The sequence below is a fragment of the Synechococcus sp. R55.7 genome (assembly GCF_047461955.1).
Taxonomy (GTDB): Bacteria; Cyanobacteriota; Cyanobacteriia; order Thermostichales; family Thermostichaceae; genus Thermostichus.
The window spans coordinates 1-5,522 of record NZ_JANSIC010000173.1; the positions used below are offsets into that span (position 1 = coordinate 1).

Annotated in this window: 8 protein-coding genes; 5 read left to right on the top strand and 3 right to left on the bottom strand. The window is 57.6% G+C overall.

What is annotated here, in order from left to right; translation table 11 throughout:
* The coding region (locus tag NW820_RS09455) for a metallophosphoesterase family protein (protein ID WP_414407346.1) at positions 1 to 1,252 on the bottom strand (1,252 nt) is incomplete at its 3' end.
* A gap of 123 nt (positions 1,253 to 1,375) precedes the next feature.
* On the bottom strand, positions 1,376 to 1,627 hold the full coding sequence (locus tag NW820_RS09460) for an RNA recognition motif domain-containing protein (RefSeq protein ID WP_011434316.1): 252 nt from the start codon (positions 1,625 to 1,627) through the stop codon (positions 1,376 to 1,378).
* A gap of 377 nt (positions 1,628 to 2,004) precedes the next feature.
* On the opposite strand from NW820_RS09460, the gene NW820_RS09465 reads away from it, so the two are divergent.
* The 4 genes from NW820_RS09465 (at position 2,005) to def (ending at position 3,558) form a co-directional block, all read left to right on the top strand.
* Entirely contained in the window at positions 2,005 to 2,181 is a 177-nt protein-coding gene (locus NW820_RS09465; protein WP_041437678.1) for an NblA/ycf18 family protein, read from the top strand.
* Positions 2,181 to 2,507 (top strand): DUF2499 domain-containing protein, encoded by a 327-nt coding sequence (locus NW820_RS09470; RefSeq protein WP_414407347.1) that lies wholly within the window; start codon positions 2,181 to 2,183, stop codon positions 2,505 to 2,507. Before NW820_RS09465 ends, NW820_RS09470 begins: the two co-directional genes overlap by 1 nt.
* 3 nt (positions 2,508 to 2,510) lie before the next feature.
* Positions 2,511 to 2,825 (top strand): DUF3593 domain-containing protein, encoded by a 315-nt coding sequence (locus NW820_RS09475; RefSeq protein ID WP_011434312.1) that lies wholly within the window; start codon positions 2,511 to 2,513, stop codon positions 2,823 to 2,825.
* 142 nt (positions 2,826 to 2,967) lie between these two features.
* Positions 2,968 to 3,558 carry a peptide deformylase gene (gene def / locus NW820_RS09480; RefSeq protein WP_414350211.1) on the top strand — a complete coding sequence of 197 codons (591 nt, stop codon included), beginning with the start codon at positions 2,968 to 2,970 and terminating at the stop codon, positions 3,556 to 3,558.
* 36 nt (positions 3,559 to 3,594) lie between these two features.
* Here the strand turns inward: def and NW820_RS09485 are convergent, their stop codons facing one another.
* Positions 3,595 to 3,948: a hypothetical protein gene (locus tag NW820_RS09485; protein WP_414350209.1), complete on the bottom strand. Its 354-nt coding sequence runs from the start codon at positions 3,946 to 3,948 to the stop codon at positions 3,595 to 3,597.
* 199 nt (positions 3,949 to 4,147) lie between these two features.
* On the opposite strand from NW820_RS09485, the gene cbiD reads away from it, so the two are divergent.
* Complete coding sequence (gene cbiD / locus NW820_RS09490) at positions 4,148 to 5,254, top strand: cobalt-precorrin-5B (C(1))-methyltransferase CbiD (RefSeq protein ID WP_414407348.1); 1,107 nt, start codon at positions 4,148 to 4,150, stop codon at positions 5,252 to 5,254.
* The last annotated feature ends 268 nt before the right edge of the window (positions 5,255 to 5,522 follow it).

Here is a 5,522-nt window from a genome sequence, read left to right on the forward strand (position 1 = left end):
GCTCCTCCCAGTTGGGGGCCCAGTCTTGTAAAGGATCCACATATTCCTCCAACAACTGACGGGCCGCGGCCAGCAAATCGTTGTGCAAGGGGGCCAGATCGCTGCGGTCGGCCAGATACTGCTCCAGAGCCGTCAGGGGCTCAAGTCGGCTGGGATCCCATCCCGGCAGACGGATGCGGCTGGGGCTGACCACTTCTGGGGCGATGGTGTAGCTAAAAGCAGGGGCAAGAGCGTTGTGCAGAGCCCGCTCATCAATGCACTCTAGCTGGTCGGGCCGTATGCGGTAGATCAACCGCAGGATGGAGCCGGCCACGGGGGCCTTGGCGATGGCGGCCAGCAGCTTGGACTGCGCCTGCTGGGGTGGATCTGCGCTCAGATCCAGGCGAATGGTGTGAAAGGTACGGGTTGGCAGGGGCAAAAATTCATAGCTGGCCCCCGTAGGGGTGACTTCCACCAGCACACAGCCTTTTTCCTCTTTTTCTTCGCCAAAATCCACCCGCTCAATGCTGCCGGGATAGAGCATCAAGGGATCCCGACACAGCACCTGGTGACGGTGTACATGCCCCAAGGCAACATATTGATAGGCAGGCCGAGCCAGCAGCGAAAGGGGCACCGTAAATCCTCTGCCCACCGAAAGATGGCGTTCTGCTCCGTAGCGGGCTGTCTCCACCATGACGTGAGCCAACAAAATCGCCGGGATCCCTGGCTGCAGGGTGCGGATCTCCCCTTCTAGGGCTAGGCGGAGGCGCTGCAGGAGCTGATGCGCGAGGATTTCCCCTTCAAGCGCCAAGCTTTCCTGTTGGGCGAGTAGAGCAGAGCGACTCAGCCAAGGTAAAGTGGTCACCTGCACCGGGCCACCGCGAGTTTCGATCCGATGAGTTTCCAGTCTGTCCCCCACAATAAAGCCTGAGACCCCCAAAGCGCGGTAGATAGCCAGGCTGTTGCCTCCCTGTCCCTGCCCGTACTGATCGTGGTTGCCCACCAACAGGACGGTTGGGATCCCTGCATCGGCCAGGCGGCGAAACTGTTGGGCAAAAAGCTCTTGATGGAGAGGGGGGGGTGTCGCATCGGGGAAAGCATCGCCCCCAAACAACACCAGATCCACCGCTTGGTTGAGAGCATGGTCAATGCACAAGCGCAAAGAAGCTACAAAATCTTCCAAACGGGTATTCAGGCCGGTAGCTGGGTTAATGTGGCCGTAGGCAAGACCACTGCCCAGATGAATGTCGGAAAGATGTAGCAACCTTACCATCTTGGGCGCTCTTGGAGACTTTGCAGCTCTCCCATCTGTTGGGATAAACCTTGCCGTTCGCGTTAGCGGGACGGAGTCCTTTGGTTGCCCAGAATGGCAAACCCAGGGTTGAACAATCTTTGCTTAGGCTTGGCGGCGGGGCCTGGCTCGATCCAAACGCAGAGGCCGGCCCATGAATTCCTGCCCGTTCGCGCTCTCGATGGCTTCGTCCTCCTCAGCTTCGGTTGCCAGATCCACAAACGCGAAGCCTCGTGTCTGACCTGTCTCTCGGTCTATCGGGATTGTAACCGACTTAACGTTCCACCTCTGCTGGAAGAAAGCTTTCAGTTCTTCTGTTGAGGCTTTATAGTTTAGGTTCCCCACAAAAATGGTCATGGCAATTCAAGCAAAGTAAGTCACCAATCAGCAAGGGTGGCAACAAAGCTCCAGAGTACTTCACTTCTATCATGGAGCCTTGCTAAGTCGCACAACGTGAAAGGATGTAAAGGGATCCCTGCCGGAAAATCTTCCCCCTTCCCCATCCAAAATGCACCTTTGTCCAACTTGACGGGCCTGTACTTTTTCTGCCACTGGGTTGAGGTTCTCTGCCCTCGCCTCGGCCAAGCTCCCTTCCGGCACGTCGAGATCCGGCATCTTGTCACGTTGTTGCGATTTGTTAAGATATGTATTATCCTGCTTGCACTACCTGGCCAGATCTGCGCTGTTGGAACTCTTTGCAGACCTCTCTACCTGAGCACCCTGAGGTGATAATGATGGATGAAACGCTAGAGCTCTCTTTGGAGCAGCAATTTCGCCAGCGGGCTTTCGAGACCTTGGTTTCTCGCATGAGCCCCGAGCAGGCCAAAGACATTTTGGTCAAACTGCACAAGCAAATGCTGTTGCAGGAGGCCACTTACCGCCAACTGCTGCGTCATTCCCTCAGCGCCTGATGCACGCCCTTTCGCTTCCCACCTGGTGGATTCACATTGCCAGTGTTTTGGAGTGGATCGCTGCTGTTGTGCTCGTGTGGCAATTTGGGGAGCGAGTGGGCCGGCCCGAATGGCGAGGTCTAAGCTGGGCGATGCTGCCTGCTTTGTCGGGGGCAATGTGCGCAATCACCTGGCACTGGTTTGACAACGACCCCAAGTTAGACTGGGTGGTGACTGCACAGGCCAGCTTGACCTTGCTGGGCAACTGTACCCTGGCTTGGGCTGCCTACCGCATTTGGCGAGCTGAGAGAGCCGACGAGCCTGCACAGGAGGGGGATCCCGACTAGGCGATGAACAGTTTATTTGCCCTCTCTCTGTTCCCTTACTTGGTCTTTTTATTCTTTCTGTCGCGGCTGCGCCGGATCCCACGTTTGGCTTTGGTTGGATTTTGGCTGTTGTTGCTTTTTGTGGCCGTCAGCATCCCGGCAGGGCTGTACGCTCAGATGCACTACGGCACTTCCCTGGCCAATGTGGATCCCTTGCATGGAGGGGCAGAGGCTTTTCTCACCCTCTCCAATATTTTGGTGGCCTTGGGCTTTAAGCAGGGAATTGACCAACAGGCCCAACGACTTCCAGAGGCTGGCGACGGCAACCCTGAGCCATGATCATCCCAAACAGGTCCCTACCCCCTCTTCAAAATCAAAAAGGAGAAGAGAGTTAGGCAACAGTGGTTTCGGCGCAACTGGGACTGAATGTAGAATAGGGATCCAGGCCTGATACCTGCTGTTATTCTGTGAGATCTGCCAGATGGTGGCTACCCTTTCTGTTGCCGTTCCCAAAGTGAAGCTGAAGCATCCGCCCCTGCACATTTATCGCATGGGGGACAAGGTGCTGCGGCAGCCGGCCAAGCGCATCAGCCAGGTCAACGACGAGATCCGCCAGCTTGCCCGGGACATGCTGCAGACCATGTACAGCTTCGATGGGATTGGTCTGGCGGCTCCGCAGGTTGGCATTCCCAAGCGCATGATTGTGGTGGATCTTTATCCCGATAAGCCGGAGGTGCCACCGCTGGTGCTGATCAACCCGGAGATCCGGGAGTACATTGGCGAGGCCGTTGCCGGGCAGGAGGGTTGTCTAAGCATTCCGGGGGTGTTTTGCGAGGTCGTGCGCCCAGAAGGGATTGTGGTTTCGTTTAAGGATGAAACGGGGCGGCCCCGCACCCTTCGAGCGGACGATTTGCTGGCGCGGGTGATCCAGCACGAAATCGACCACCTCAACGGCGTGTTGTTTGTGGATCACGTGGAAAACGAGCTGGTGCTGGATCAAGAGCTGCGCAAACACGGCTTCCAGATGCAGGATGTGCAACGCAAAGGCAAGCCCTCTGCTGTTCCCCGCTGAAGCCTTGCTAGATGAGTGTCAGTTTAGTGGTTTAGTCTAGTGTTGCAAGCGCTGGGCCAAGAGCTGCTCTTCCAGAGCGGCAATGCGGTTGTAGGCAGCGGTTAACTGGGCACTCAGGCGCTGTATTTGGGCTTCGGGGGCCAGCTCATGCCCCATGCTGCGGTTGCTCACCACGGTGGGTTCATCATCCAGCAGGAAGTTGTGGCTGCCATCTTCCACCAAGTCTGAGATTAGAACGCTGTAACGGGAGGGGGCGGGGGTGTTTTTTTTGGCTTCCTGGGTAGCCAGGAGAACAGCCACCACCTGCTCGGGCATCCGCTCGATGGCAGCTTTTAGCTCCTGTATTTGCGACTCCAGACGCTCAAGGTAGTGCTGCACTGCTTCGCTCATAGCTGCCCCAGTTTTCGACTACCTTCATTGAAAAAGGCAAATTTCGGATCCCCTCTTCTTCCCCCAGATCATTTAACGATTGCTTCCGGGAGGTGTTCCCCGAAACTCCTGGGTTCTCTCACAAGCCACAATTGAGGTGTGCATTTTCCGGAGATTTTGGTTTTCCGGTCATCCATTTCCGAAGCAAAAAGCTGTGCAGATGCAGGATGCTGTTCAGGGATCCCGACCGCGGGGCTATACCTTGCCCGTTTTCGCCGTTGCCTCGGCCAGGGCTGCTCTTCACCACCTTCTGGGGATCCCTTTGGAGAAGGAAGGGGGGCGCTTGGTTGTTGCGGTGCAGGCTGAGCCCCGGTCCCCTGAGGCTTGGATCCGGATCCCAGTGGAGCAGGTAGCTGCCTTGGAGAAGACAACAGCTCTGGCCATTACCCGCTCGGATCCCGGCCCCCACCTGGATCTCACCCGCGACACACCGGTCTGGGCTTGGGTGAGGTTGGAGGAGAGGGATCCCGAGGATCCCCCCTTGATCTTGGAAGCCGGGGAAGGGCTGGGGCGACGCACCGATGGCAGCCCGGCCATTTATGCCTATGCCCGCCGTTTGTTTGAGATCAATCTTTTGCCGGGGATCCCCCCCGATTGCCGGTTGCGGGTTCGCATTATCTTGCCTGAAGGAAAGCTCCTGGCGGAGCGCACCTCCAATGCCGCTTTTGGGGTGCTGGAAGGGCTGGCCCTGTTGGGAACGCGGGCGGAGGTGGAGCCTTCCTCAAGTGTTGAGAGCTTAGAGCAAGCCCGCCAAGAGCTGCAACAAAAGTTGGAGCGGCACAAGCATTTGATCTTTTGCGTGGGCAGCCATGGGCAGCAGGTGGCGCTGGGGCAAGGGATCCCGGAAGACCAGATCCTGCGAGTAGCCAATTGGATAGGGCCGTTGCTGGTGGAAGCGGCGCTGCGGGGGGCGGAGTCCATTCATTTGATCGGCTACCACGGCAAGCTGATCAAGCTGGCAGGGGGGATCTTCACCACTTCCAGCCACGTGGCCGATGCCCGCTTGGAAATTCTGGCGGCAGCCCTGATCCGGCGTGGGGGAACGGCAGAACAGGCACGGCAAGTGCTGGAGTTGCGGACAGTAGAGGCAGCGGTGCACCATCTGGATGGCCTTGGCTGGGCAGCACCCGTGATGCAGGAGTTGGCTCGCCAAATCCTGGAGCGAGCCACAGGCTATGTGCAAAAGTATGCCGGTCGATCCCTGCTGTTGGCGGTGACGTTGTTCGACCGACAGGGGCAAATCTGCGCCCAGGTGGGGATCCCATAATGAGGTCATTTCGATTGAGACGAGGACATTGCAATCCCCCCGGATCCTCAACCATTTTTCTCCCGAAGTGTCTTAAGCGCTCCGTGCCGCCAAAGGCAACCACCCCCGGCTCCTCTCCCTTTAGTCCGTGCTTCAAAAGTCAATCCCTCTGCTCGAAACCCGCTGAGCAACGGTGGATCCCGGCCAAGACCACATAGGAGAGCGTTACGGCTGAGGAAGCAGATCCACTTTCCCAGCCACTGCCAATCAGACTCAGGTTGGCACTAGG

Excerpts from the sequence above, each read along its gene's own strand:
- NW820_RS09460 (WP_011434316.1), bottom strand. The coding sequence starts at position 1,627 with ATGACCATTTTTGTGGGGAACCTAAACTATAAAGCCTCAACAGAAGAA.
- NW820_RS09465 (WP_041437678.1), top strand. The coding sequence starts at position 2,005 with ATGGATGAAACGCTAGAGCTCTCTTTGGAGCAGCAATTTCGCCAGCGG.
- NW820_RS09470 (WP_414407347.1), top strand. The coding sequence starts at position 2,181 with ATGCACGCCCTTTCGCTTCCCACCTGGTGGATTCACATTGCCAGTGTT.
- NW820_RS09475 (WP_011434312.1), top strand. The coding sequence starts at position 2,511 with ATGAACAGTTTATTTGCCCTCTCTCTGTTCCCTTACTTGGTCTTTTTA.
- def (WP_414350211.1), top strand. The coding sequence starts at position 2,968 with ATGGTGGCTACCCTTTCTGTTGCCGTTCCCAAAGTGAAGCTGAAGCAT.
- NW820_RS09485 (WP_414350209.1), bottom strand. The coding sequence starts at position 3,948 with ATGAGCGAAGCAGTGCAGCACTACCTTGAGCGTCTGGAGTCGCAAATA.
- cbiD (WP_414407348.1), top strand. The coding sequence starts at position 4,148 with ATGCAGGATGCTGTTCAGGGATCCCGACCGCGGGGCTATACCTTGCCC.